Genomic DNA, 26,382 nt, shown 5'->3' with positions numbered 1-26,382 from the left:
GCTAAACAGGGCCTGCCTTTTTGTTTGTATCCGTTTGTATCAGCCGTCTTGTCTGGCGGCCGCAATCACTTTTTCCGCAATCTGCGGCGGGCACTGTTCATACCTTGCGAAAGCAAAAGTATAAGTGCCCTGGCCCTGAGTCACCTGACGCAGGAAGGTAGAAAAGTCCGCCATTTCTGATACCGGCACTTCTGCTTCAATCGTTTGGTAGCCGGTCTGTGCCGGTTCCATGCCCTGCACACGGCCGCGGCGCTTGTTGACAGCACCCATTACATCGCCCATATTGCCATCCGGAACGGTTGCTTTCAGCGTACCGATTGGCTCCAGCAGAACCGGGTCCGCCTGCGGCATACCGGCTTTATAGGCTAAGCTGGCCGCTGTCTTAAAGGCCATTTCAGAACTGTCCACCGGATGGTAGGAGCCGTCATACAGGGTCGCGTGCAGTCCCACCACCGGGTATCCGGCCAGCGGCCCGCTGGAAATGCACTCCCGCAGCCCTTTTTCTACGGCGGGGAAATACCCCTTCGGCACGCTGCCGCCGACAACGTGCTCGTCAAAGACCATATCTTTGCTGTCGCAGGGGCTAAACGCAATCCATACATCACCGAACTGCCCGTGGCCGCCGGTCTGCTTTTTGTGGCGTCCCTGTACCTTTACAGTCTTGCGGATTGTTTCGCGGTAGGGCACACGCGGTGTTTTTAGAACCGCCTCTACGCCGTAGCGATTCTGCAGTTTGGAAAGCACAACGTCTAGATGCTGTTCACCCAGACCGGAAATAACCATTTCATGTGTTTCCACATTATTTTCATACCCAATGGTCGGGTCCTCTTCCATCAGGCGGAAAATAGCCTGCGCAATTTTATCTTCCTCGCCCTTCTGCTTTGGCAGAATAGCCATGCGCAGCGGCGCGTTGGGATAGTCCACGCCGTCCAGCGTCACCTTGCGGGCAGGCGCACACAGGGTATCCCCTGTAGCAGTTCCGGACAGCTTCAGCACTGCACCGATATCGCCGGCGGGAATCACACGCATATCTTCCTGCTTTTTGCCGCGCATCAGCACCACCTTGCCGATATGCTCACTTCCACCTGTACGCATATTGATAAGGATGCCGTCCTGTTCCACTTTTCCGGAAACGCACTTGAGGAAACTGACCTTGCCGACAAAGGGGTCCGCAATCGTCTTAAAACAAATTGCCGCCGTTGCCGCTTCTTCATTTACCTGCAATTCCACCGGGTCGTCGTTGACATCCGTGCCGATTTCAGCGGCTTTTTCCGCCGCGCTGGGCAGCAGCCAGACAATCCCATCCAGGAACTGTTCCATGCCGCGCATCAACAGTGCATCGCCGCAAAATACCGGCATAATGGTGCCGGCCTTTACGCCGTGGGACACGCCGACAATGACTTCCTCCGGTGTAAATTCTTGTCCAGAAAAATACTTTTCGAACATCTCGTCACTTGTTTCAGCAACAGCCTCACAGATGGCCGTGCGTAGTCCCTGCAAACGGTGGTCCCCCATATCCGGCATTTTCACCTCGACCGGTGCGCCGTTGGAGTAATCATAGGCCTTGTATTCCAGTAAATTAATATAAATATTTGCCTGCCCGTCCTGTATGTACGGCACGACAACCGGGCAAACCGCCGGACCGAAGCTCGCTTTCAAATCCTCAAACACATGGTAAAAGCGAGCGCTCTCATCGCACAGTCCATTGACAAAGAAAGCTTTGGCCAGCCCGCGGCTGTCTGCCGCGGCAACGGCCTTTTTTGTGCCGACACACACGCCGTCACGTCCACTGACGGCAATGAGCACACTGTCCGCCGCACGCACCGCTTCGGCAGCTGCACCGGCAAAGTCGAACAGCCCGGGAGCGTCCAGCAGATTTATTTTATATCCCTTCCACTCCAGCGGTGCCACTGCGGCGGAAATGCTTACCCCGCGGCGAGCCTCCTCCGGGTCGTAATCACATACGGTATTGCCGCTGTCCACTTTGCCGAGGCGGTCAGTCGCGCCGGAAAGCTTCAGCATAGCTTCCGCAATACTGGTCTTGCCGGCGCCGGAATGGCCTGCCAGCGCAATATTTAAAATGTTTTTTGCAGAATACGATTTCATTGCTCTTTCTCCCTTCACGGGTAGTTGTTTTTAATAAATATCTATTATCATATTGCCATAATTATATATCATATTACCACACAAGGCAAGAGATTCAGCAACATTTGATAACTAATACATATGTATATAATCCTTTTTGTGCAAAATATCAAAATGCATTCCGTGTGCAGCGTCTTTCGTGGGCAAAAGCAGGCCGCTGCTAACCATAAAAAAAGCCGGTGACCCACACGGGGCCATCAGCTTTCCTATATTCGATTGGTTACGGTTTCCGCAATTTTGGTACCAGCCAAATAGCCAAACACCAGAACGCTTCATAAATAAATATGCCCAAGGTACTGACCTGCTGCATACCTTTCTGCCAGCACAGGAAGGCTACCAGAACAAAGCCCAGCACTGCACTGACGTTCTGCAAAACCACGGCAAGCGAGATGTTCGACCGCTGCCGCACACAGGCTGTTACCAGACGCATCATCGTTGTGGTGCGCCCTCTGGTCGCAATCAGCGCATTTGCTTCCTTCTTCGGCTGCTTTTCCATGGACTCATATACCTGTCCCAACCGGTCCGGCAGGACACGTACCGTATGCGTATCCAGCCCAAACAGAGCCGCCAGAAACGGTGCCGTCACATTGGGGTCATTGCTGCGCACAATCAGGGAAATGCCATTATCTTCCATGCGCTGCAGTTCCTGTGAACGGTGACGGTCCGCTTTATAAGTGATGATAAACATAGCAGACAGCTCACCGCTGACTGAAAGGTAAACAACCTGACGGCCGCCCTTCATGTATTTCTTTTCCAGTTCTTCACTGGACGGCGTCACATTGTGGTGGGACAGCAGCTTCCGGCTGCCAATCAGCACACGGCGCCCGCCAACCCAGCCGGAAATGCCAAGGCCGTCCTCATACTGGATATTTTCCACTTTGGGCGCACCCGCCATCTGGCTGCGGGTAATTTGACTGAACAGACTGCTCAGCGGGCCGCCCGCTGCCTGCAGCAGGGCCGCCGCATCGATAATAGCAGAATCCATCTGCTGGCCGCGGAACGTTTTAATGCCGTTCAAAACAATGCTTCCGCGCGGGAATAAGTCCTTTGCGTCTACCAGCACTGCATTGGCACCCGAAAAATACTGCACAGCCGGGAAGCCGATAATCATGCCGCCGCACTGTGTCGCCACATGGCTGACACGCGACAGCGGAAGGTTAACTGAAAGCATATTCATCAGCGGAATGCTTGCACAGGTTGCCGCCGCAAAAGCGGTCAGCGCGCTGCCCACGTCCCCCGGCTGAATGAACAGCAGCATCAGCAGGAACAGTATCAGGCTGGCACAGAACAAAACCGGCGCAAGGAACTGGCTGCTGCGGTCACTGGGGTCATCGCTGTAAGACAGGCGGAGGAAGTTTTTCAGGAATCCGGTTTCCCGCTGGCAGGCAATTTCCGGTGTATCTATGGTAACACCTTCTGCCATCTGCAGGGCCGTGTTGTGGTCATCAAACTTTTCCACCGCATATTTTTTACCCGGTGACGTGATATAATGGAAATTCTTATTTACGCGGCGTACCATCAGCAGTTTCCCAAGCGTATTGAGGAACAGCGCTGCACAGACAACCACTGTATACAGGTACAGCTGACCCTTGCCAAAGGCGTTTTGCGCAAATAAAGAATACACGCCCTGTATCAAACCGACGATACTGGCAACTGCCACACCGCTGTCCGCGTTGGCCCGCAGTCGGACCAGTGCTTTCAGTCCGCCAAACACGGTGACACCGCAAAAAGCGACCGCCACTGCAAGGAACACAAGGCTACTTAATAGGTAAACGGTTGTTCCAAGTGCCGAAGTACCCAGAATACCAAATTCACCCATCACACCGAAAATCAGTTCCAGCACACTGCAGATTCCGGTAATGGAAAGCCGAAGCGCCAGCTCCCGCAGAGCCCCGCCAAGCTGGTGGAAAATAGCTGCTGCGTCTTCCGGCGCATTGTAGTCGTCCAGTTCTTCCGGCCTTCCCGCAATATGCAGCGGCTGCGGTTTTCTCGCTGCGGGCTTTTCCACGGGTGGTGTTCGGTGCTGCGGTTCCTGTATCTTTTTGTCCGGCTGTACAGGTGTACGGCTGGATGACTTCTTTTTGGGCAGCTCCGCTTCTTTAACCGGCTCCTGCGGCTGATCGGCCGGTGCGCTTTTTTCTGTCAGCTGTACAATCGGACGGCCAGACGCCTTTTTCTTCAGCGGCTTTTCCTTCACATCTGTTTTGTCTATCGGGACAGCCGCGTCTGCAAAGCGGTCCGGCACCTTCGCCGGAACAACCGGCCTGCTAACCGGTATCGCTGTTTCTTCCTGTTTCTCCGCTGCCGGCGCCGCAATCACTGGGCGGGAAGCCCGTTCCTCTTTGCGGGGCATCTTCTCCTCTTTGGGTGCGCTGCGGCTGACACGCGGATAAGCGCGGGACTCATTAAAAACAGGCGTTGTCAGGTCATTCAGCGGTACAATATGTACCGGCGTACCAGTGGGCCGGTACGTTGTCTTTTCACCTTCCGGCAAATGTGCATCTATCTGCGGATTCTGTACCGCCTGCATAGGCAGTGGCCGTTCCTGCGGGTCCTGTATGGACGGCTTGTCTTCTTCTTTCCGGGGACGTTCCCGCGGTTTCTGCGGCTCTTCCAGCGGAATTGGCTGCTGGCTGATGTCCACGCCCTTTTTTGCCGCCTCTTTGCGGATATCATCTAAGCTGATGGCCGTTGTAATGGAATAAATATCTTCTTTGGCCACGTCATTGGTGCCGGTTTCTTTGACCACTTCATTGACACGGCGGCGGCGCTTTTCATGCAGGTTCTTCAGTTTTTCCCTCATGGCCGGGTCAATACCGGTATCGTCCTTATCAAACAGGTAAGTAAAGGTGCCTGTCTTTTCGCTATCCTCTTCCGGACGAATGGGTTTAAAGGAGAGGGTTTCCTCATACTCTTTCTGGTATTCCTCGCGGGACTTGAGTTTCAGGCCATAATAAGGGTCTTCCTCCTCCGCCGTTTCTTTTTTGTTCCGGCGGCGAAGTTTGTCCTGCTTCCTAAGGCTCATCTCTTCTTTTTTCTTTTTTCGGCGGTTCTTTTTCTCTTCGTGCTTCTTTTGCTTTTCTGTAGCAGCCGATTCTTTGGCTTCCTGACGGACACGCTCTTCCTGTTCTTTTTTCTGTTCGCGTTCTTCTTCTGCCTGTTCCCGCTCCCGGGCACGCTCTTCTTCTTCCTGCTGCTGCTTTTTCTGCAGTGCCTCTTGGCGCTCCTTCTCCTCCCGCTCTGCTTTTTCACGGGCTTCATGATCCTGTTTTTCCTGCAGTTCCTGCCGATGTTTTTCCTGCTCTTCGCGCTGTTTCCGCTCTTCCTGCGCTTTTTTCTCGCGGGCTTCCCGTTCTTGCTTTTCCTGCAGTGCTTTGCGGCACTTCTCTTCTTCCTGACGCCGCTTTTCTTCCTCTTCCCGGCGTCTTTGCTCTTCCAGCTTTTGCTCCGCCTCTTCGCGGCGTTCTTTTTTGGCAGTAGAAGAAAAAGCCATGGCATCTGCCATTGGTTCTTCCGGTTTTTGAAGGGAATTCTCCGGTGTATCTGCTATATGATTTTTGTCCTGGTTCTCCATCTTACTCCCCACTTTCTACTTAGCGTTTAGAGTGGATCCCCGCGCGCTGCCGCAGAACTTCATAACATACGATTCCACAAGCGACAGAAGCATTCAGGGAATTGATTTTTCCTTTCATGGGCAGGGAAATGACAAAGTCACACTTTTCTTTTACCAGGCGGCTGACACCAAAGCCCTCACTGCCGATGACCATGGCACACGGTCCGGCGTAATCCACGGTGCACCACGGCTCGCCGTCCATATCGGCGGCATACAGCCACACCCCGCGCTTTTTCAGCTCCTCCAGCACAGTTGGCAGGCTATTTACCCGCACGACCGGCACATATTCCACTGCACCGGCGCTGGCCTTACCGACCGCATAGGTCAGCCCAACGCTGCGCCGCTTGGGGATAATCACACCATGCGCGCCCGCGCACTCTGCCACCCGCAGCACTGCGCCCAGATTATGCGGGTCTTCCAGACCGTCTGCCACAATAAGGAACGGCGGCTCTCCGCGGGATTCTGCCAGAGCAAACACGTCGTCCAGCGTTGCATAGGGCTTAACCGATGCAACCGCAACGACACCCTGATGGGCAGCCCCACCGCACATAGCGTCCAACTTGCGGGCATCGGCTTCCTTTACCGGTATGCCAGCTTCCCGGGCTTTTGCCGTCAAGGTGCCAAGGCTTCCGCCGTGCACACCGCGGGCAAGGTACAGCGCCTCCAGCGGGCGTCCGCTTTTCAATGCCTCCGCAACAGCGTTGCGGCCTGCTATCACATCATCGCCGCGCACGCGGCCGTCCTGCTCCAAGCGATTCGGTTTCATTCTGGTTCCTCCATATACATTTCCCATAATATTTGATTATACCACAAGGGTACTACTCCTGCACGCGCTTTCCAAAAAAATGTTGGAAAGTTCATGGTTTCGCCATACTCGGCAGCCATTCCGCAGAATCCGCGGCGTCCCTATTTTCGGCGCAAAAGGATACTCTGTCGAAAAAGCGTTGGGCACCAAAAATTGGAACCCACTTTCTGCTTTTTTCCCGCTGAAGCCCCCCGTTATACAAACTGTATTTCCACAGGTTTACATAATTTAAGTTGAAAACTTGGTGGAGAATGTGGAAAACTCAGTTGAAACTGTGGATAAGTCAGTACAAAAAGCCGGTGGAAAGGTTATTCACCTCTGGTAAAAACTATATTATGTAAACGAAATTACATGAATTCTTCAACTTTCCGTATTTTCGTGATATACTGTGCAGGAAGAATCGGCTTTCTGCAAATTGGTGAAAGTCCGCCTTAAATTTACATAATTATGCTCTTTATACATTTAGTTGATTCCTTTTACTATTTCATGCAAAGGAGAAAAAATGTTGAATCTTCGCAAAACACTGCTGTGCGGGCAGTGCTTCCGCTGGCAGGAAACCGCACCGGGTGTGTTTTCGGGCACAGCGGGCGGACGCTTCCTGACCGTCTCCCAAAAAGACCTGCCGCTGTTAAAAGCAGACCCTTTTTGGTGCAGCTATTTTGACTTGGGCACCGACTATGACACACTGCAGCGGCAGCTTGCCGTCCTGTATCCCACCCTGCGGGAAGCTGCTCAGCTTGGTATGGGTATCCATATTCTGCGGCAGGACCCGTGGGAAGCACTATGTTCCTTCATTCTCTCACAAAACAATAATATCCCCCGCATTCAGGGAATTATCAACCGGCTGTGCGGCGGCCAGGAAGAATCCCTGCCCCCAATTATGTCCGGCCTGCGTCAGCAGAAAAGCCTGCACCCGTTTCCTTCCGCCGAAACACTCGCGGGCCAAACGGAGCAAGACCTTGCGCCGCTGCGATGCGGCTTCCGGGCACGGTATCTGTTGGACGCCGCCGAAAAAGTTGCCAGCGGTACGGTGAATCTGGAAGCGCTGCGCACCGCACCGCTGGAAGAAGCACGGCGTCAGTTGATGACAATTATTGGTGTCGGGCCAAAAGTGGCCGACTGCACCCTGCTGTACGGCCTGCACCGTATGGAAGCTTTTCCAAAAGATGTTTGGATTAAGCGAGCCATGGCACAATGGTTTCCCGGTGTGGCGCCATCATCTTTCGGACCGGCGGCCGGTCTTGCCCAGCAGTATATCTTTTGTTGGGTTCGGCAGCAGGCGGGCCGAACTGTTTCGCACAAGTAAGCCGTCTAGCTGGAAGTTTGTCCTTCTTAATGTTTCTTTTTTATTTGGTTTGTTGTATAATAAGATTTGCCAAAATAAAAGTTAACAGGAGTGTGAGACCCATGGCATTAGTAAACACCAGGGGAATGTTTAAAAAAGCATACGACGGCGGTTACGCAATCGGTGCTTTCAACGTAAACAATATGGAGATTATCCAGGGCATCACCGAAGCAGCCGGCGAGCTGAACGCGCCCGTCATTCTGCAGGTTTCCAAGGGCGCCCGCGCCTACGCCAACCCTACCTATCTGGTTAAGCTGGTAGAGGCTGCTGTGGCAGAGCATCCGGAAATCCCGATTGTGCTGCATCTGGACCACGGTCCGTCCTACGAAATGTGCAAAGCCTGCATTGATGACGGCTTCACTTCCGTTATGTTTGACGGCTCTTCCAAGCCTTATGAAGAAAATGTTGCTGAATCTGCAAAAGTCGTGGAGTACGCACATAAGTACAATGTTACCGTAGAAGCGGAACTGGGCACCCTGGGCGGTGTGGAAGATGACGTTTCCGTTGAAGCGGACAAGGCCATGTACACAGACCCCGACCAGGTGCAGGATTTTGTAAAGCGTACCGGCGTGGACAGCCTCGCTATTGCCATTGGCACCAGCCACGGGGCCTACAAGTTTAAACCTGGCCAGAACCCGAAGCTGCGTCTTGACATTCTGGAGGAAGTTTCCAAGCGTCTGCCCGGCTTCCCAATTGTCCTGCACGGTGCTTCCAGTGTCCCGCAGGAATTTGTAAAGGTTGTTAACACTTACGGCGGCAATATGCCAAATGCAATCGGCATTCCTGAAAGCGAGCTGCGCAAAGCCGCAAAGATGGCTGTCTGCAAGATTAACGTCGACTCCGACATTCGTCTGGCTATGACTGCTACCATCCGCAAGTGCTTCCATGACCATCCGGATTACTTCGACCCGCGCCAGTACCTTGGACCTGCACGTGAAGCAGTCAAGGACATGGTTTCTCACAAGATTACGGATGTTATGGGCTGCAACGGCAAGGCCTAATGTCCGCTCTCTAAATCGCTTTATTTCGTATAAACAAAGCTGCCCACTGAAAGGGATTCCTTTCGGCGGGCAGCTTTTTGTACCAGCAAATGATAGTGCTGGCTTTCGCCGACGTGTTTTAGGGAAAGAATCGAAAATGGTTGGGACAATTCTCGTATCAAATGGTTATCCGCATAGAAATGTGGAATGCCATACTCAGGCCCAGATTCGCGTGTCCTCGTCCACAGCTGGACTGCAGCACGTGATACAGTTCCGCAATGTTTTTCTTTGCCCTGACTGGTGCAGTCCTTCCTTTTTTTACCCTAATAAAAAAATCCACAGGCAGCGTGTCTGCGGATTTTCTTTATTCTTTTACTCTACATACGGCTGGCTGCCGTCTTGCGGATGATACTTTGCACAGGTGCACTTCTTCCACTTCAGGCCGCTGCCGCACGGGCACAGCTCGTTGCGGCCGATTTTATGGCCTTTGTGCTTTTCCGGTGCCGTATGGTCGTCCGTTGTTCCCTCTGCGCCGGAGGCAGCAGTCGGGTCCATGACCTGTTCCCGCTGCGGTTCTTCCGCTGTCTGCAGGCGAACGGTCAGCAGCATACGGGCAGTATTTTCCCGAATGGCATCAATCATCGCATCAAACATATCATAGCTTTCCATGCGATACTCTACGACCGGGTCTTTCTGGCCGTATGCACGCAGACGAATGCCGCGCTGCAGTTCTTCCATAGAGTCGATATGGTCCATCCACTCTGTATCAACGTTTTTCAGCAGAACCACACGTTCCAGTTCGCGGCAAACGTCCTTGCCGAATTTCTCCTCACGCACGCTGCAGATTTCTTCTGCCTTTTCGTACAGAGTTCCGGTCACATCTTCCGGCTTCAGCGTTTTCAGCTCGTCTTCCGTGTAGGAAAGGTCGCCCTGTTTCAGCAGCCATCCCATATAGCGGTCACGCAGGCCATCCATATTCCAGTCGTGCCGCGGGTTATCAATATTGGTTTCATCCATCGGCAGGAAAACCTTCACCTGATTTTCGATTGCCTGCTTGACCATACCCATGATCTGCTCATGCACGTCGGCGCCATCCAGTACCTGGTCACGCTGTTTATAAATAACTTCGCGCTGGCGGGAGTTGACATCGTCATACTTCAGCACGTCTTTACGAATAGCAAAGTTGCGGCCCTCAATCCTGCGCTGTGCATTTTCAATGGTCTTGGTCAGCATCTTGTTTTCAATCGGTGTATCTTCGTCGACCTTCAGTGTTTCCATCATAGCGGATACACGTTCGCCGCCGAACAGACGCATCAAGTCGTCTTCCAGAGAAATATAGAACCGGGACATACCGGGGTCGCCCTGACGGCCGGAACGACCGCGCAGCTGGTTGTCAATACGGCGGGATTCGTGGCGTTCGGTGCCGATAATGTAAAGGCCGCCCGCCTTGCGCACTTCGTCCGCTTCCGGTTTAATTTCCTTTTTATACTTGTCTTCCAATGTGCTGTACGTTTTACGGGCATTGAGGATATCTTTGTTATCCGTTTCCCCATAAGCCGTCGACTGCGCAACCATCTCAGAGCTGAAGCCCATACGGCGCATTTCGCTCTTTGCCATATATTCGCTGTTGCCGCCCAGCATAATATCGGTACCACGGCCTGCCATGTTGGTGGCAATGGTGACGGCGCCTTTTTTGCCGGCCTGTGCAACGATTTCTGCTTCTTTTTCGTGGTACTTTGCGTTCAGGACAACATGCTTAATACCGCGCTGTTTCAGCAGCTTGGACAGCTGCTCACTCTTATCAATAGAAATGGTGCCCACCAGAACCGGCTGGCCGGTTTTGTGGTGTTCCTCAACATCATCAATAACCGCGTTGAACTTCGCCTTTTCTGTTTTATAGACTACATCATGCAGGTCTTTGCGAATCATCGGCTTGTTGGTCGGAATTTCGACAACGTCCAACTTATAGATTTCGCGGAATTCGTCCTCTTCGGTCATGGCCGTACCGGTCATACCGGAAAGCTTGCTGTATAGACGGAAATAGTTCTGGAAGGTAATGGTTGCCAGCGTCTTGCTCTCACGGGCGACCTGCACGCCTTCTTTTGCCTCGATTGCCTGATGCAGTCCCTCATTATAGCGGCGGCCATACATCAAGCGGCCGGTAAATTCATCGACGATAATGACTCCCCCATCTTTGACCACGTAATCTACATCACGCGTCATAACGCCGCGGGCCTTAATCGCCTGGTTCACATAGTGCTGCAGGCCGATATTTTCCGCGTCCGTAAGGTTGTCCACATGGAAGTAGGATTCTGTCTTTTTTACACCGGAGGGCGTTAACGTCGCAGTTTTCGCTTTTTCATCTACAATGTAATCCGCGTCCGTGTACAGCGCGTCATTGTCTTCTTTATCATTCAGTTCCGCAACTTTAACCATTTTCAGCGTCTGGACAAAACGGTCGGCAACTGTGTACATTTCCGTGGACTTTTCACCAGGGCCGGAAATAATCAGCGGAGTACGCGCCTCATCAACCAGAATGGAGTCCACCTCATCGACAATGGCAAAATGATGACCGCGCTGTACCTTATCCTCTTTATAGATGACCATGTTGTCACGCAGATAGTCAAAACCGAATTCGTTGTTGGTGCCGTAAGTAATATCCGCGTTATATGCTTCCTTGCGGGCAGCGCTGTCCATTTCGTGGGTAATCAGACCAACGGAAAGGCCCAGGAAACGGTAAACTTTTCCCATCCACTCACTGTCGCGGCGGGCCAGATAATCGTTGACCGTAACGATATGCACGCCCTTGCCTGTAAGACCGTTGAGGTAAGCCGGCAGCGTGGCGACCAGTGTTTTGCCTTCGCCGGTCTTCATCTCCGCGATACGGCCCTGATGCAGAACAATGCCGCCGAGCACCTGCACCGGGAAGTGACGCATTCCCAGCACACGGGCACTTGCCTCCCGGCAGACGGCGAAAGCGTCCGGCAGAATGTCCTCTACGCTTTCGCCGTCTGCCAAACGTTCCTTTAGGGCGGGAGTCTGTGCCTGCAGCTCTGTGTCTGACAACGCCTTATACTTGTCTTCCTTGGAGATGACAGCATCACACATCGGCTGAATCCGCTTCAGTTCACGCTTGCTGTAATTTCCAAAGAATCTGGACAGAATATTATTTGGCATATCTTCACCTCATAGCGGTTATTAAGAACTATAATTTCCTAAATATTTACATTCAAAATCTCTACATTCTTTTAGATTATAGCATAGAGCGGTTCAAAAGGAAAGGTATTTCAAGGAAACGAAAACAGAAAAAAGCGCGCTCCTGCAGGGAAAGCAGGCGCGTGCCTTTCGGAATTTCTAACGGCAGTGAACTGACTGGCGAAAACTTGATAATTTTGAAAATGTATTTTCTGTCCGGCAGTTAGTCCACTCTCAATATCAATGCATGTGTTTCCGATAAATATAGTTTATGGGAATCCTGGGATAAATAAGAGTCTTTCTCCGGATTCGGCATTAAAATATGGTATTGTTCGCTCTGCTGCAGATTTTCCCTTTTCAGAATCAGTCCTGTTTGCAATTTTTCAGCAGATATTCTTCCGCTTCTGGGCACCAAAGACCATTATGTGCCTCGGTAATCTCTGCCAGTGCGGCAAAGCGTGGGTCTTTTTCTCCAATCTTCGGGAAATCTGAAATAGCAGTCAACGGCATATTCAAATGCGTATAAATCAGCTTTTTTCCACCCGGGATTTTCGGCAGGTTCAATGTTGTTTCCGCTGCAACATTCAAACCTCCAACATGAGTAACCATCACGGCAGGATTGGTCTGCCCAGCAGAGGACAGGCGCAGGGATTCCTTTAAATCGCTCATATTTCCGCCGGTTGTACCAATAACATGGGCCGAATTATAGTGGACATCATAGTAGTTGAGTTTTGCCGAAAACTTTTTATCTGTCGGACCTGCAAAGAAATTAAGGCAGCCATCGCGGCCCAGCACTGCAGAGGCCAGCTCACACACAGAAGTGACCGGCGCAAAGGCAAACACATCGTCATATCCATCCGGTGCATACTTCCGCAGCAGAGCCGCTGGATTATCTTCTCCGGCAATATTTACAAAATGAATTTCCGTTCCGATTTTCGCAGCATCCTCCGCAGAAAACATTCTTGATGCGCGCTCCAGACGTTCTTTGCTGATATCAGCAACCACCAACAAACGGGGGTTGCGGCCACTGTGCAGTGCATAATCAACAGCGCCCATACCCATTGGTCCAGCCGCCGCCAGCAGTGCCATGGTGCCATTCTCCTTTGTTCCCATACTGTGTATATAGCTGCCCATTTCTGTATGGAAGCAAGCGTGCATAGCGCCAATGCAGCACGACATCGGCTCCGCCAAAGAAGCTTCATAATAAGCACGGCCGGTATACGGAATCAGGCAGCCCAGCTCCATCACCTCCGGCGGAATGATGCAATATGTGCAGTCGCCGCCAAAAAATTCATAAGAATATCCCGGGCTCCACATGGTGCCTTTATAGTTTAAAGCCGGCTGCTGTGCGAATTTCATACCCGGCTGGAATTCATTCTGATGTTTTTTGCCGACCTTGACAATATCACCGGCAAATTCATGTCCCATAATTGTCGGGTGTGTATCCACATTCTGCGGCACACGCTTATGTGCCTTTCCCAGAATCGCGCATTTATAAGTAGACATGCAAATGCTGTCAGAAACAACTTTCACAAGGATTTCATCGTCTTTAATATCTGGAAGGTCAAATTCTTCTGTACGAAGATCATTTGCGCCGTACAAACGCACTGCTCTTGTTTTCATTGTATTATGCTACCTCCGTAATGACAACTTTTTTATATAATTTCTTGACTGTTTTCAGTTCCGGAGCCTGCGTGCCGTCACACATAACGCTGGCCGCACTGAAGGCTACCGACAGCTTCGCCTGTTCTTCCCAGCTCATTCTCTGCATGGAACCATAGGCCAGTGCCGCAACCATAGAATCGCCGGCGCCAACTGTGCTCTTTACCGGCACCTGCAGGGCAGAAGCCCGCAGCGTGCTTTCCGATGAACAGAACAGTGCACCGTCGCTGCCCAGTGAAACCACAACACGGCCGACACCATGTTTCATCAGCATTCGTGCCGCACGCAGAATATCCTTTTCACCCAGCAGATGTGTCCCCACCAGTGCCTCCAGTTCTTCTTTGTTTGGCTTGATAAGGTCTGGTTTTGCTTCCACTCCCAGTTTCAGTGGTTCACCGTCTGCATCCAGAAAAACCTGCGCGCCTTCCTGTTTGCAGCGCACCGCCCAGTCCCGATAAAGGGAAACGGGCGCCTCTGTCGGCAGGCTGCCGGCCAAAACAACTATATCCCCCGGCTGCAGACGTTCCAGCAGCAGATTCTGCAAATCCGCAAATTCTCTGCCGGAAACCGCTGGTCCCGGTTCGTTAATATCGGTATTCACACCGCGCACCGAGTCGATAATTTTCAGGTTTGTGCGCGTTTGTCCGGCAGTTTCTATTGACAGCGGCTCTATATGGGGCTGCTGCTGCAGGAAAGCAAGCATCCCTTTCCCCACGCTGCCACCCAGCAATGCCAATGCGGTGGTATCACCGCCCAACACAGCAATACATTTGGAAACATTAATTCCCTTGCCGCCGACATCAGCACGCATGGTCTGAATGCGGTTTACTTCCCCCACGGAGAAATTCGGAATTTCCACGGTCTTGTCCAAAGCCGGATTAACGGTTACAGTATACAGCATGTGCAAGCAGCCTCCATTTAAAAGACACCAGATGTCTGTTTTTCATTATTTTTTCTTCTTTTATAAAAGACCAACAGAATCATTCTTTGTTTTTATTCTGATAGTCCTGCAGGACCAGTCGTACCTGCTGTGCGGTGCGGCAGGACATCACCTGCTCAGTCAAGCGGCGGCAGCTGCCTGCTGACAGCCGGCCCATCAAATACTTTACCTGTGGAAGCGACCCGGCCGGCATACTCAATTCATTCAGTCCCAGCCCCACTAGTAACGGTACTGCCAGCGGGTCTCCCGCCATGGCACCACACATACCCAGTGGAATGCCGGCTGTGTGCGCAGCCTGTGAAGTATGCTGTATCAGACGAATAACTGCCGGGTCAAAATAATCATATAAATAGGATATGGTCTCGTTTCCACGGTCCACTGCCAATGTATACTGCACCAAATCGTTTGTACCGATACTGAAAAAGTCAACTTCTTTTGCAAGAATATCCGACATAATAGCCGCGGCAGGAACTTCTACCATAATTCCAACTGGAATGGACTCATCAAATGGCAGGTGCAATGCCTTCAGCTGTTCTTTTGCTTTTTGCAGCATATCCTTTGCCCGCCGTAGTTCCTGCAGGCCGGAAATCATAGGGAACATAACCGCAATGCTGCCATAAACAGAAGCCCTTAAAATGGCCCGCAACTGTGTAAGAAAAACATGCTCGTTCCTTAAACAGTAGCGAATGGCGCGGCAACCAAGAAACGGATTGCTTTCCTTGGCAATTCCCAAATAATCTACTTCTTTATCGCCACCGATATCCAGTGTACGCACAATCACGCGCCGGTGGCCATAAATTTTTGCTACCTTCTTATAAACGGCAAACTGTTCTTCCTCTGTCGGGGCAGAACTGCGGGACAAATACATCTGTTCTGTACGGAACAAGCCTGCGCCTTCTGCACCCATTGCAAGTGAATTCTGCGCATCCGCGGCCGAACCGATATTGGCTGCGGCAACTATGCGCTTTCCGTCCAAGGTGTGTGCATTCTGTCTGGATGCCTGCATATACCGCTCTTTTCTCTCCTCCTCTCTTTTTATTCTTGCGGAATAGACCTCAGTAGTTTGTGGGGTCGGTGACAACGTAAAAGTTCCTTGCTGTCCATCTAGAATCACCGTATCTCCGGTTTTTATCTGCTCCAGTAAATTTGGGATTCCAACTATGGCTGGAATGCCCAGCGACTTCGCAAAAATAGAGGTGTGGGAGGTTTTTCCCCCTTTCTGTGTGGCAAATGCAAGGATACAGCTGCGGTCAAACTGAATGGTGTCGGACGGCGAGAGGTCGTCTGCGACCAGGATAACCGGCTCGGTCAGATGTTTTAAATGCACTGTTTCACTGCCCGTAAGGTACCGCAGCAGACGCCGGCCAGCGTCCCGTACATCTGCGGCACGTTCCCGCATATACGCGTTGTCCATATTTGCAAATAAAGAAGCATACTGTTCCGTGACGGCTCGGACGGCTTTTTCTGGTGCGTATTGTTTCTCTTTCACCAGTTTTTTCATCGCCGGGCAGAAAGCCGGGTCCGACAAAAAGGTTTTTTGTCCCCGAATGACCTCCGCTTCAGTTCCTTTCAGCTGAGATGAAGCGCAGACAATAAGCCGGTCCACTTCTTTTTTCGCCTGTTCAACAGCGTTTTGCAGGCGTTCCAGTTCCGCCGGTACTTCTTCCGCTGTAATGGTCCGGTCCGCATGGGGCAGGACCCTGCTGCCATACACCAGCGCCTTTCCAACACGGATTCCCTCAGAAACACCGATTCCGTGATAGATTTTTTCTTTCATTCTTCTCACACCTCGCCGATGGTTTATTCGCCGAAATTTGTCTGGAACAGCTGCTCCATTGCAGACATGGCCTCCGCTTCATCGCTTCCGCTGATTTCCACTTGCACGCTCTGTCTGTCTGCCAATCCCAAACTCATCAGGCCCAGCAGACTTTTAGCATCCGCTTCGGAATCATTTCCTGTCTGAATATGGATATCTGAAGCAAACGGTGTCATCGTCTCCACCATTACTTGTGCCGGACGCAGATGAAACCCGTACTGGCTGTGCAGTGTAAATGTCTTTTGTATCATAATCGCAGTGCCTTCCTTTCTTTTCTGTTTACTTACTGCCCTCGTTGATAATATCCAGAATTTCCTGCGGTGTTTTCGCACAGCGCAGGCACTCAATATTTTTGGTGTCCTGCACAGTCAGTGCGATTTTTGTCAACAAGTCCAAGTGTTCATCACCTTTTCCGGCGATACCAATGACCAGATAAGCAATTTTATCCTTGCCGAATATCACGCCTTGCGGGTACTGTACCACAGCAAGGCCTGTGGAAAGAATCTCTTTCTTATATTCATTGACACCATGCGGAATCGCAATTCCTCCGCCAATATAGGTTGTAAACTCCTCTTCCCGTTTCTTCATGCCCCCAATATATCTGGGAGTAACATAGCCGCTGTCTACCAGCATTTGTCCAACGCGCTCGATTGCCCGCTGTTTGCTTTCCGTTTTTTGTCCGATTACAATATTCCTCAGCTGCAAAACCTCTGCTGCCATAACCTTATTCGCTCCTTTCAGTGTCCGCTGGCTGCGTCAAAATACAGCACAGTTTTGTCTTCAGTTCCCCCAATGTGCCCGTGCGCAGCATTTTGGGAAAGGTTTTATCTTCAATCAGCGCCACACTCATGCGCCCCATTTTTTCAAGTACAGATGCTGTTTCGCTGGACCGTGCCAACATAACCAAAAACGTATTTACCGGTTCCCATACGAATCCGACACCCCGCATACATATTTCTCCCTCCGCAATGCGGTATACACCAACAAATGGGGAGTGAACTAAGTCTGAACGGACATGCAGCAGGGACACCTTTGTCTGTGGTACAACAATACTGCCGGTCTTTTCTCTCTGCAAAATCAAATGGGTGATTTCTTTTGGGTCTGCAATTCTGTGCTGCCGAAAAAGCTCGGCAGCAATACGGTCGACCATCTGCTCAAATGGTTCTTTGGGTATTTTCTCCAGCTGCAGGGAGTCGACCATCTCGAAAATCAGTTTCTTTTCTTCCGCTGTTTCTATCGGTTGATTGTCAGCGGCAGGCCTTTTCTGAAGTGAATAATCCGTTTGGCTGCGAATGCGGTCTACACATGTATGAATACGCGTAATATCCTGATTATTTAGGAACTGTGAAACAACCAAAATGTTTTGTCCCTCGCGTGGCTCTATTTCAACGGTTGATAAGACCAAGTCATAGTGTTGTGTGCTTTCTGACCATTCTTTCAACGATGCCACTTCGATTTTGTCACTGGCACGGACGATTCCTTTTACCTTGTCATAAAGAATGTGGGAAGCAAACAAACCGTTTGGACAAATAATCAAAATGGAGAGATTCTTTTCCAAATAAGCCCGCGTTTCCAGTGCGTTGCCGATTTCCATCGTCAGAAAACCGACTTCATCAGCTGGAAAGCACAAATTATATTTTAAAAATACCAATTTGCACGCTCTGCTGACTGCCTGATAAAGGCGCCCATAGTGCTGCATCACCTGCGGCAGCAGTTCATTTTTTACTTGTATTCCCATGTTCGCGCGATAAACAGCCAGTGTAATGTCATGTGACAAACCTCTTCGCAGCCGACCACTAATTTCTGTATCCACGCCTAAATTTTTTCCTACTTCATACAGAACTTCTTTCGCAAGATTATCCGCTTTTACGTCATAGCCCTGCAGAATCTCCTCTTCATTATTAGAAAGACATTTCCCTGGCAGATGAAGCGCAATATAAACAATCTCATCCGCTGAGGCTGGGATTTCCCTTTGCTGTAGGATTGCTCGTACTTGCCAATCAAAAGATTCACCGCCGTTCGACAGGAATCTTTGTGTCAGTTTCCGCGGCAAAGAAATAGGCCGGCCGTCCGCCATACTTTTCACGGAAATCATCGTATGCAGTAAGGAAGTTAGGTATAAAATATCGTCCGTCTGCTCCTGTGAAACCAGATTTAGAATATCCCGCGATATTTGTATAACAGCTGTGCCAAACAAAGCATGAAAGAAAAATTGCTGAACTGGGTCACTGTCAACACCGTAAATATGGGCTAAAATCTTATTGACCGGCTTATACTCATAAATAAGTGTCACCAGTGTGTTGCGCTTGTTCCATTCCGTACCTTCCACTTTCAATCCGCACCGGCATTCTCGGTTAAGCGTTAATCCTTTCTGTTTCATCCACTGGGCAATGCGATTCATATACAGGCTGACCGTACCCGCCGTAATATGCAGCTGATAACTGAAAAAAGCTGATTTATACGCCTCATCTGTCAGAAGCAGCTGTGCCGAGATAAACAGCATTCTCTGCCGCGGTGTTAAAAGCATACGCCGTGGAATATCCTGCAGCATCTGCGCTAATTCTTTCCTCTGCTTCGGTCCAGCCTCCACTTTTAAAACAGACCTGCTTACTGCAATGCGAACCATCTTTTCCTCCAAAACATCATTGATAGCTGACATTTCGCGGAATACAGTACGCTCGCTGATTTCCATTCTCCGGGCCAGTGCACCAATCTCCATACCATTTGGTTCCATTAGCAGCCGAAGCATCAGCTTCTGCCGGGCTGAGAGCTCTTTCATTTTTCCACCTCTTTTCCGGTTGACTGCTATTTTTCTATAAGCAGAGGAAAGGAGGCAGCATTCCTTTCTGTATGCCGTCCCCCTCATCTTTCCCTTGCTTATTTCTGCTGTGCGATTGCTTTCTTTAGGGAAGCAATATAGGCGTCATATGGCGCACTATCCAAGAAGTTGTCCACAGTTCGTATCTCGGCATGCGGGACGACCTGACGCGCGCGGTCCGCTAAGCTCACCTGTGTAAACACCACCTGTGCATCCTGTGGGATTTCACTGACAGGCGCATGGTGTACCGTAATGTCAATTCCAGCCCCCTGCAGCTTTTTGCGGAGAATGGTTTCTCCCATAGCAGAAGAGCCCATTCCAGCATCGCAGGCAAAAACAATGACGCTGGGAATTTCGCCAACAGCAGCCGGCTCCACCGCTGCCTGTGTATCCATTGTTTCCGTATCTTTTCCTTCTGCCTTCATTACATTCATTTTCTTCCGCGCATCATCAAAAGCTGCATTATCCGCGTCTTTGGCACTAGCGCGCTTAACAATCGGTATGGAAATCAGCAGCGAAACAACCGTACCTGTCAGGATTCCTGCCAGCACCGGCAGAATGCCTCCTTTCGGGCACATTGCAATTTCTGCAATGATGCTTCCGGGGGACGGAGAAGCGACCAGACCTGCTCCGGTAATGACAAACACAAAGTCAGCCGACATGCCCCCGAAAATAACGGAGAGCAGAAGCAGCGGGTTCATAAGTACATAGGGGAAATAAATCTCATGGATGCCGCCGAGGAACTCAATGATAACGGCACCAGGGGCAGAACTTTTGACCTTACCTTTACCGAAAATCCAATAAGCAAGCAGTACACCCAGTCCAGGACCAGGGTCAGACTCCAGCAGGAAGAAGATAGACTTGCCAAACTGTTTCACCTGTGAAATGCCAACCGGGTCAAAGATTCCGTGATTAATGGCATTATTGAGAAATAAAATTTTGCCAGGTTCCACCACTGTTGCAATGAGCGGCAAAATTTTGGCCTTGGTAATCCACATAGCGCCGTTGCCGAGGGCAATCGTCAGCGCACTAACCACCGGTCCAATCGCAAGGAACCCGAGAATTGCAATCGCGCCGCCGATAATGCCGGCAGAAAAGGTATTAACCAGCATTTCAAATCCTGCCTTAACTTTTCCTTCTGTCAGCCGGTCGAACTGTTTTACAACAAACGCACTGAACGGACCAATAATCATAGCGCCAAGGAACATGGTCACCGAAGAACCAACAATGACACCCATGGTCGCAATGGCACCCACCACAGCGCCACGCTTGCCATACACGATATGGCCGCCCGTGTACCCAATCAGCAGCGGCAGCAAATATGTAATCATTGGCGCCTGCAGCTTGTTGAGCGTTGCGTTGGGAATCCACCCAGTTGGAATGAACAGGGCCGTTATAAGGCCCCATGCGATAAACGCGCCGATGTTCGGCATCACCATTCCGGCAAGGAATTCACCAAACTTCTGAACCCCTGCCCTTGCTCCCTTTTTCTTTTGGGGAGCGTTTTCAATGTTTTTTGCATCTACCATGAAAACTCCTCCTATTCTCTTTCTTTTTTGTGAATAGCAACAACTCCTGTTTCCAATATAACATTCCCCGGGTACACCCGCAAGAGGGAATGCTTTAAGGCTGTCAGACTTATGTTATGACAAAATGACAATTTCAAATAAAATATATATAAAAATCTGTTCATCATGCTATCCATTCTTTCGGTGAATTTGCCACTTATGCGAAGTTTCTGCAAAGAAATGTGCAGATAACTGTGCAAAAAAGCTGTCCTTCCGGTGAAACAGTGGAAGGAGGCTCTTTTTTGGCAGGAACGGTCCAACCAATTCTCTCCTTGCGCCGATATTCCTGCGTTTTTTGGCCGTTTTGCCCGTTTCCTTTTTTCATGAGTTCTGTTGCGTGTCCGCAGAAAATGGCCTATAATATAGGCATCATTGGTTTTTGTATCCGCACCCTGTGCGGGTGCTTTGTTGTTCTGCAAACCAAGGACTTGAAATCGAAAGGAGTACCGCTATGAACTATTCCGCTGAAGTGGAAAAAATGTGCACAGTCACGAAAGGCCCCAAACACGGCCCGGCTCCCATCCCTGAAGAGGGCAAATGGGTAAAGGCATATGATATTAAAGATATTTCCGGCCTGACACACGGTGTTGGCTGGTGTGCCCCGCAGCAGGGTGCCTGTAAGCTGACGCTGAACATAAAGGACGGCGTGGTAAAGGAAGCACTGGTCGAAACCATCGGCTGCTCCGGCATGACACACTCCGCTGCTATGGCAGCAGAAATCCTGCCCGGAAAGACCATTTTGGAGTGCCTGAACACCGACCTCGTGTGCGACGCTATCAACGTTGCCATGCGTGAACTGTTTAAGCAGATTGTCTATGGCCGCAGCCAGACTGCTTTCTCCGAGGGCGGCCTGCCTATCGGTGCCGGCATGGAGGACCTGGGCAAGGGCCTGCGCAGCATGGTCGGTACCATGTACAGCACCGAAGCCAAAGGTGTCCGTTATATGGAAATGACAGAGGGCTATGTGCTGAAAATGGCTCTGGACGACAATGACGAAGTCATTGGATACCAGTTTATAAAGCTCGGCAAGATGATGGATGACATCCGCCACGGTGTATCCCCGGATGAAGCCTTTAAAAAGAACGTTGGTCAGTACGGCCGCTTCGACGGTGCCGCCAAGTACATTGACCCCCGCGAAGAATAAGGAACAGAAAAGGAGGATTCAACACAATGGCAAATGATGTCATGTTTGAAGGGAAAGAAAGAAGAATGCCGAAAATTGAGGCATTCTTGAAAAAATACGACCTCGGCAGCCTGGAGGAAGCACGTGACCTGTGCCTTTCCAAGGGCGTTGACGTTGAAAAAATCGTAAAGGGCGTACAGCCTATCGCTTTTGATAACGCCGTATGGGCCTATACACTGGGCACCGCACTGGCACTGAAAACCGGTGTTTCTTCCGCTTCGGAAGCAAGCGAAAAAATCGGTGTCGGTCTGCAGGCATTCTGCGTTCCCGGTTCCGTTGCCGAACACCGTAAAGTCGGTTTGGGCCACGGCAACCTCGGCGCCCGCCTGCTGCACGATGAAACCAAGTGTTTCGCGTTCCTCGCCGGCCACGAAAGCTTCGCTGCCGCTGAAGGCGCAATCGGTATCGCCCGCACTGCCAACCGTGCCCGCAAAGAGCCACTGCGTGTCATTCTGAACGGCCTCGGCAAAGATGCCGCCTATATCATTTCCCGTATTAACGGCTTTACTTATGTACAGACAGATTATGACTTCTACAGTGAGAAGCTGAATATCGTCAAGACCATTCCTTTCTCGGAAGGTGAGCGCGCACAAATTAAGTGCTACGGCGCAAACGATGTTCAGGAAGGTGTCGCTATTATGCGGGAAGAGGGCGTCGACGTTTCCATTACCGGCAACTCCACCAACCCGGTCCGCTTCCAGCACCTGGTGGCAGGCACCTACAAAAAGTGGTGCATTGAGAACAAGCGCCCGTACTTTTCCGTTGCTTCCGGCGGCGGCACAGGCCGTACCCTGCACCCGGACAACATGGGCGCAGGCCCTGCTTCTTACGGCCTGACCGACTCCATGGGCCGTATGCACAGTGATGCACAGTTTGCCGGTTCCTCCTCCGTTCCGGCCCACGTTGAAATGATGGGCCTTATCGGTATGGGCAACAACCCGATGGTCGGCGCAACCGTCGCCTGCGCAGTTGCTGTTTACGAAGCCTGCAAGAAAAATTAAGCTTTCTGACGTAATTAAAAACAGACAGCCAGCTTCCCTGAAAAGGAAAGTCGGATGTCTGTTTTTTTGCGCATGGTGGTATTTGACCATCTCGCTTTTCTCTAAAGGTTTTGTCTCTGTTTGTCTGAAGCACCTGCCGCAAATTTCGCAGGTACTTTTGCGCTCCGTGCAGTTACCGTGCCCTGTACATTTTCTCCAATAGCGGGCTCTCTGCCACATTTCGACTATGCACAATTCTATTATTCACCAAACAAGTTCATTTTTATTGTTTATACGTTTTTGTATAATAAATAATGATATTTTGCGCGGTAAGAAAAACATATTCCATTATATGATACCAGAAAGGGAAATGCTGGTCACAAATCGCCTTCTTTTCCGAAACAGTCTGGAAAAGCAGCCGGATTCGAGTTAAAATAAAGGCAGAGGATTGCAGTTTGGAGGAGGGAATGACATGCCGAACATTATCCTGCGGGACCTTGTCAAAAAATACAGCCGTACCAATACAGCGGTCAGTCATCTTGACCTTGCAATTGAGAAAAATTCGTTTGTCACGCTTCTTGGTCCGTCTGGCTGCGGAAAGACAACCACATTGCGAATGATAGCCGGTTTGGAGCAACCAACAAGCGGTACCATTCTGATAGACGGAAAAACCGTCTTTTCCTCAGAGGAGGGAATCAATATTCCTCCGGAAAAACGCGGCATCGGTTTTATTTTTCAGAACTACGCCCTATGGCCACAGATGACCGTATACAAAAACATCTCCTTTGGCCTGGAAAACAGGAAGTGGAAACCCAGCCGCATTCGGGAACGAGTGACCGAACTTTTGAAAATGATGCAGCTGGAAGGCTATGAAAATCGGTATCCCGCCGAACTTTCCGGTGGTCAGCAGCAGCGTGTTGCCATTGCACGAACACTCGCGGCCGACCCGAAAATTCTGCTCATGGACGAGCCACTCTCCAATCTGGACGCCAAGCTGCGCATGGAAATGCGGATGGACCTTAAAAACCTGCATGCCAAAGCCAAGACCACTATTGTTTATGTGACGCATGACCAGCTGGAAGCCATGACTTTGTCCTCTCGAATTGCGCTGCTGAAAGACGGTATTCTTCAACAGTATGGCACACCCTCTGAAATTTACAGCGAACCTGCTAATTTGTTTGCTGCCAACTTTGTCGGAAGCCCGTCCAACAACCTGATTTCTTTTACCGGTGACAATGTTAATCTGGACGAAATTGCACTGTCACGGGACGAAATGCAGCTTCTCTTTACACCCGTCAGCGGCGGGGCCGCCATCATGAATGGACAAAAGCTGGTTATCGGCATTCGTCCGGAAGACATTTGCCTGCTGGCGCACGGACCGCTTGCAGGAAAAATCTATTCCACACTGCCATCCGGCATGGAAACCATTATCTGCGTAACCATTGGCAAGGTAAAGCTGAACTGCGTACAATTCGGCCGAATGGACTATCACATCGGGCAGACCTGCACCGTTGATTTTAAGAACGAGGACGCTTTCCCCCTATTTGACGCCGAAACTGGAGACCGGATTGCGCTTGGCCGCATTGAAGTTGTTTAACTTGATAAAAGGAAAGGCACAGCCTAAGAGGAAATTTTCATTCCTCGGGCTGTGCCTTTTCTTCTGTGACAGGGAAACGAACCGTGAAGGTACTTCCCTCATTGAGCTTGGAATACACCGATATCCTGCCGCCAAGCTCATCTACAAGTTCTTTGGTAATAGCCAGCCCCAGTCCGGAGCCGCCCCGTTTCGTATTGCGGGATTTCTCCACACGGTAAAAGCGCTCAAAAACATGCGGTATTTCGGACTGATCCATACCAATGCCGTTGTCCTTTACTTGAAAGATAAAGTCTCTGTCGTTTGCCTGCGCAGACAAAGTCACTTTTCCACCGTCCTGGGTGTATTTAATAGCGTTTTCGCACAGATTGGTAACAATCTGTGCCAGCGATGTTTTATCCCCAAAGATTTTCCGGCCCAAATGCGGCAAAGAACTCGAAAAGGTAATGTTTTTCTTTTCCGCCAGCACAATAAAGGAAGCGCAAAGCGGCTCCACTGCCTCAATAGGGTCCACGGGGGACAGATGACCGGCATCAATCCGGCTTTCCATATGAGATAAATCGAGCAGCTGAGAAATCATGTGCCTTAGGCGGTTGGATTCAATACCGATAATTTCAAGTGCATGCTGACAGTCTTCATCGTCAAGGTCCTGCCGGTTCTGCAGCGTTTCCGTAAACCCGCAGATTAAAGTAAGCGGCGTGCGCAGTTCATGAGAAACGTTGGAAACGAACTCGTCTCGAATGCGCTCCATGCGCCGCTTCTCTGTTACATCTGTAATAAAGACCTGAATGCCGGAAAATGTGTAGGGAACATATTTGCTGTACACAACCGTTGTACGAATAAAAAAGATACGGCCGTCGGCTGTCGGCAAGTCCTCTTTTTGGGGCTTTTTCTGCTGCATGCTTTCCCGTGCCATTGCCTGCACATGGGAAAAAACCGGTGAAACCCAGTCAGAACTTGCGCGGTGTTTTGGGAAAAAGAGGCTGCTTTTCGCCCCGGTCAGATGCTGTGCTTTGGGATTCATTAACAGAACGAAACCGTCTGCGTCAAAGAACAAAATGCCGCTTTCCGTATTCGTCAAGACGGTGCTCAACAGATTGATTCGCTCATTGTAGTAGTACTTCATTTGGTCGATATGATTCCGGACGCTGGGATTCAGCCGAGGTTTTTCGTTTTCCCGTGCTGTCTGCGTGTCCTTCCGGTTTTTCCAAAGAATCAGCGATGCCAGAAAAAAAGCCGCCCCCGTACCAATCATCACGAATTGTATGATATGGATTTTCCACAAAGCATCCAGCGGTACCGTCATGCAAAGCACTGCGGTTGTGAAGGAGGTCAGCTGAATCGGATAAAATTCATTGACAACATAGCGGCCGTCCTGATTGGAAACAGAACTGGTCACCAGTTCCTTGGGACCGCGGATACGGCTGAGCGGGAAATAAAGTGCCGGCTTGTCCTGACCGGTTGGAATGGAATCCGCCAGCATTTCGCCGCTGGACGAAAAGAAGCACGTCCGATTCCCTGTCAGGCTTGCCAGTTTCGCTGCCTCTTTGTTCAGTCCCAGTGGTTTTCCGCTGCTGCGTTCTTCTGTCAAATAACTGTCTGCAAACCGCATGAGATGGGCCGCTTTGTCCTGTGCGTCTGCAAGGTAAAGCGTCCGAATCCAAAAGGAAAGGGTCGTTAGGAGGACCAGTAAACAAGCTGAAGCTGCAATAAAGAAAATACTGTGTTTTTTTGTCAT

Annotated in this window: 18 protein-coding genes; 5 read left to right on the top strand and 13 right to left on the bottom strand. The window is 50.6% G+C overall.

Features of this window, described 5'->3' with window-relative positions:
• Positions 1–39 precede the first annotated feature (39 nt).
• The 3 genes from ACIHKT_RS00430 to rlmB all read right to left on the bottom strand — a co-directional run bounded on the left by ACIHKT_RS00430 (position 40) and on the right by rlmB (position 6,524).
• Complete coding sequence (locus ACIHKT_RS00430; protein ID WP_086034897.1) at positions 40–2,106, bottom strand: elongation factor G; 2,067 nt, start codon at positions 2,104–2,106, stop codon at positions 40–42.
• 259 nt (positions 2,107–2,365) lie between these two features.
• Positions 2,366–5,719 (bottom strand): hypothetical protein, encoded by a 3,354-nt coding sequence (locus ACIHKT_RS00425; protein ID WP_404352507.1) that lies wholly within the window; start codon positions 5,717–5,719, stop codon positions 2,366–2,368.
• Positions 5,720–5,738: 19 nt separating this feature from the next.
• On the bottom strand, positions 5,739–6,524 hold the full coding sequence (rlmB, locus tag ACIHKT_RS00420) for a 23S rRNA (guanosine(2251)-2'-O)-methyltransferase RlmB (protein ID WP_086034895.1): 786 nt from the start codon (positions 6,522–6,524) through the stop codon (positions 5,739–5,741).
• Positions 6,525–7,065: 541 nt separating this feature from the next.
• On the opposite strand from rlmB, the gene ACIHKT_RS00415 reads away from it, so the two are divergent.
• The gene (locus tag ACIHKT_RS00415; protein ID WP_086034894.1) at positions 7,066–7,869 is read left to right on the top strand and encodes a DNA-3-methyladenine glycosylase family protein; all 804 of its coding nucleotides are present in this window, start codon (positions 7,066–7,068) and stop codon (positions 7,867–7,869) included.
• A 101-nt stretch (positions 7,870–7,970) separates the two neighbouring features.
• Entirely contained in the window at positions 7,971–8,909 is a 939-nt protein-coding gene (fba, locus tag ACIHKT_RS00410; protein ID WP_086034893.1) for a class II fructose-1,6-bisphosphate aldolase, read from the top strand.
• A 20-nt stretch (positions 8,910–8,929) separates the two neighbouring features.
• On the opposite strand, the gene ACIHKT_RS00405 is transcribed toward fba, so the two are convergent.
• From ACIHKT_RS00405 to ACIHKT_RS00365, 9 genes are all read right to left on the bottom strand, one after another.
• Positions 8,930–9,070, bottom strand: coding sequence for a hypothetical protein (locus tag ACIHKT_RS00405; protein WP_174192588.1), 141 nt, complete (start codon positions 9,068–9,070; stop codon positions 8,930–8,932).
• Between the two features lie 190 nt (positions 9,071–9,260).
• A complete protein-coding gene (gene secA, locus ACIHKT_RS00400) occupies positions 9,261–12,065 on the bottom strand; it encodes a preprotein translocase subunit SecA (protein WP_404352504.1) in 2,805 nt (934 codons plus the stop codon).
• Between the two features lie 381 nt (positions 12,066–12,446).
• Complete coding sequence (locus ACIHKT_RS00395; protein WP_086034890.1) at positions 12,447–13,706, bottom strand: zinc-binding dehydrogenase; 1,260 nt, start codon at positions 13,704–13,706, stop codon at positions 12,447–12,449.
• 4 nt (positions 13,707–13,710) lie between these two features.
• Entirely contained in the window at positions 13,711–14,646 is a 936-nt protein-coding gene (gene pfkB, locus ACIHKT_RS00390) for a 1-phosphofructokinase (protein ID WP_086034889.1), read from the bottom strand.
• Positions 14,647–14,725: 79 nt separating this feature from the next.
• Positions 14,726–16,462: a phosphoenolpyruvate--protein phosphotransferase gene (gene ptsP, locus ACIHKT_RS00385; protein WP_086034888.1), complete on the bottom strand. Its 1,737-nt coding sequence runs from the start codon at positions 16,460–16,462 to the stop codon at positions 14,726–14,728.
• Between the two features lie 23 nt (positions 16,463–16,485).
• Positions 16,486–16,752, bottom strand: a complete 267-nt coding sequence (locus tag ACIHKT_RS00380; protein WP_086034887.1) for an HPr family phosphocarrier protein — start codon at positions 16,750–16,752, stop codon at positions 16,486–16,488.
• A 28-nt stretch (positions 16,753–16,780) separates the two neighbouring features.
• Positions 16,781–17,221 carry a PTS sugar transporter subunit IIA gene (locus ACIHKT_RS00375; protein ID WP_086034886.1) on the bottom strand — a complete coding sequence of 147 codons (441 nt, stop codon included), beginning with the start codon at positions 17,219–17,221 and terminating at the stop codon, positions 16,781–16,783.
• 4 nt (positions 17,222–17,225) lie between these two features.
• Positions 17,226–19,280 (bottom strand): PRD domain-containing protein, encoded by a 2,055-nt coding sequence (locus ACIHKT_RS00370; RefSeq protein ID WP_174192586.1) that lies wholly within the window; start codon positions 19,278–19,280, stop codon positions 17,226–17,228.
• A 98-nt stretch (positions 19,281–19,378) separates the two neighbouring features.
• A complete protein-coding gene (locus ACIHKT_RS00365; protein WP_086034884.1) occupies positions 19,379–20,848 on the bottom strand; it encodes a PTS mannitol transporter subunit IICB in 1,470 nt (489 codons plus the stop codon).
• A 490-nt stretch (positions 20,849–21,338) separates the two neighbouring features.
• Between ACIHKT_RS00365 and ACIHKT_RS00360 the strand changes: the two genes are divergently transcribed.
• The 3 genes from ACIHKT_RS00360 (at position 21,339) to ACIHKT_RS00350 (ending at position 24,647) form a co-directional block, all read left to right on the top strand.
• Positions 21,339–22,031, top strand: a complete 693-nt coding sequence (locus ACIHKT_RS00360) for an iron-sulfur cluster assembly scaffold protein (protein WP_086034882.1) — start codon at positions 21,339–21,341, stop codon at positions 22,029–22,031.
• A 26-nt stretch (positions 22,032–22,057) separates the two neighbouring features.
• Positions 22,058–23,071 carry a GGGtGRT protein gene (locus ACIHKT_RS00355; RefSeq protein WP_086034881.1) on the top strand — a complete coding sequence of 338 codons (1,014 nt, stop codon included), beginning with the start codon at positions 22,058–22,060 and terminating at the stop codon, positions 23,069–23,071.
• Positions 23,072–23,522: 451 nt separating this feature from the next.
• The gene (locus ACIHKT_RS00350) at positions 23,523–24,647 is read left to right on the top strand and encodes an ABC transporter ATP-binding protein (RefSeq protein ID WP_086034880.1); all 1,125 of its coding nucleotides are present in this window, start codon (positions 23,523–23,525) and stop codon (positions 24,645–24,647) included.
• Between the two features lie 37 nt (positions 24,648–24,684).
• Here ACIHKT_RS00350 and ACIHKT_RS00345 read toward each other — a convergent pair whose 3' ends face one another.
• Positions 24,685–26,382 (bottom strand): ATP-binding protein, encoded by a 1,698-nt coding sequence (locus ACIHKT_RS00345; RefSeq protein ID WP_086034879.1) that lies wholly within the window; start codon positions 26,380–26,382, stop codon positions 24,685–24,687.

Origin of the sequence: Caproicibacterium sp. XB2 (assembly GCF_044880635.1) — a bacterium.
Classification (GTDB): Bacteria; Bacillota; Clostridia; order Oscillospirales; family Acutalibacteraceae; genus Caproicibacterium; species Caproicibacterium lactatifermentans.
The sequence above is the reverse complement of the archived record's forward strand: the minus strand, read 5'-3'. Positions and strand labels throughout refer to the sequence as shown.

Excerpts from the sequence above, each read along its gene's own strand:
- ACIHKT_RS00370 (WP_174192586.1), bottom strand. The coding sequence starts at position 19,280 with ATGAAAGAGCTCTCAGCCCGGCAGAAGCTGATGCTTCGGCTGCTAATG.
- pfkB (WP_086034889.1), bottom strand. The coding sequence starts at position 14,646 with ATGCTGTATACTGTAACCGTTAATCCGGCTTTGGACAAGACCGTGGAA.
- fba (WP_086034893.1), top strand. The coding sequence starts at position 7,971 with ATGGCATTAGTAAACACCAGGGGAATGTTTAAAAAAGCATACGACGGC.
- rlmB (WP_086034895.1), bottom strand. The coding sequence starts at position 6,524 with ATGAAACCGAATCGCTTGGAGCAGGACGGCCGCGTGCGCGGCGATGAT.
- ACIHKT_RS00425 (WP_404352507.1), bottom strand. The coding sequence starts at position 5,719 with ATGGAGAACCAGGACAAAAATCATATAGCAGATACACCGGAGAATTCC.
- secA (WP_404352504.1), bottom strand. The coding sequence starts at position 12,065 with ATGCCAAATAATATTCTGTCCAGATTCTTTGGAAATTACAGCAAGCGT.
- ACIHKT_RS00415 (WP_086034894.1), top strand. The coding sequence starts at position 7,066 with ATGTTGAATCTTCGCAAAACACTGCTGTGCGGGCAGTGCTTCCGCTGG.
- ACIHKT_RS00375 (WP_086034886.1), bottom strand. The coding sequence starts at position 17,221 with ATGGCAGCAGAGGTTTTGCAGCTGAGGAATATTGTAATCGGACAAAAA.
- ACIHKT_RS00430 (WP_086034897.1), bottom strand. The coding sequence starts at position 2,106 with ATGAAATCGTATTCTGCAAAAAACATTTTAAATATTGCGCTGGCAGGC.
- ACIHKT_RS00380 (WP_086034887.1), bottom strand. The coding sequence starts at position 16,752 with ATGATACAAAAGACATTTACACTGCACAGCCAGTACGGGTTTCATCTG.
- ptsP (WP_086034888.1), bottom strand. The coding sequence starts at position 16,462 with ATGAAAGAAAAAATCTATCACGGAATCGGTGTTTCTGAGGGAATCCGT.
- ACIHKT_RS00355 (WP_086034881.1), top strand. The coding sequence starts at position 22,058 with ATGGCAAATGATGTCATGTTTGAAGGGAAAGAAAGAAGAATGCCGAAA.
- ACIHKT_RS00350 (WP_086034880.1), top strand. The coding sequence starts at position 23,523 with ATGCCGAACATTATCCTGCGGGACCTTGTCAAAAAATACAGCCGTACC.
- ACIHKT_RS00365 (WP_086034884.1), bottom strand. The coding sequence starts at position 20,848 with ATGGTAGATGCAAAAAACATTGAAAACGCTCCCCAAAAGAAAAAGGGA.
- ACIHKT_RS00395 (WP_086034890.1), bottom strand. The coding sequence starts at position 13,706 with ATGAAAACAAGAGCAGTGCGTTTGTACGGCGCAAATGATCTTCGTACA.
- ACIHKT_RS00360 (WP_086034882.1), top strand. The coding sequence starts at position 21,339 with ATGAACTATTCCGCTGAAGTGGAAAAAATGTGCACAGTCACGAAAGGC.
- ACIHKT_RS00345 (WP_086034879.1), bottom strand. The coding sequence starts at position 26,382 with ATGACAAAAAAACACAGTATTTTCTTTATTGCAGCTTCAGCTTGTTTA.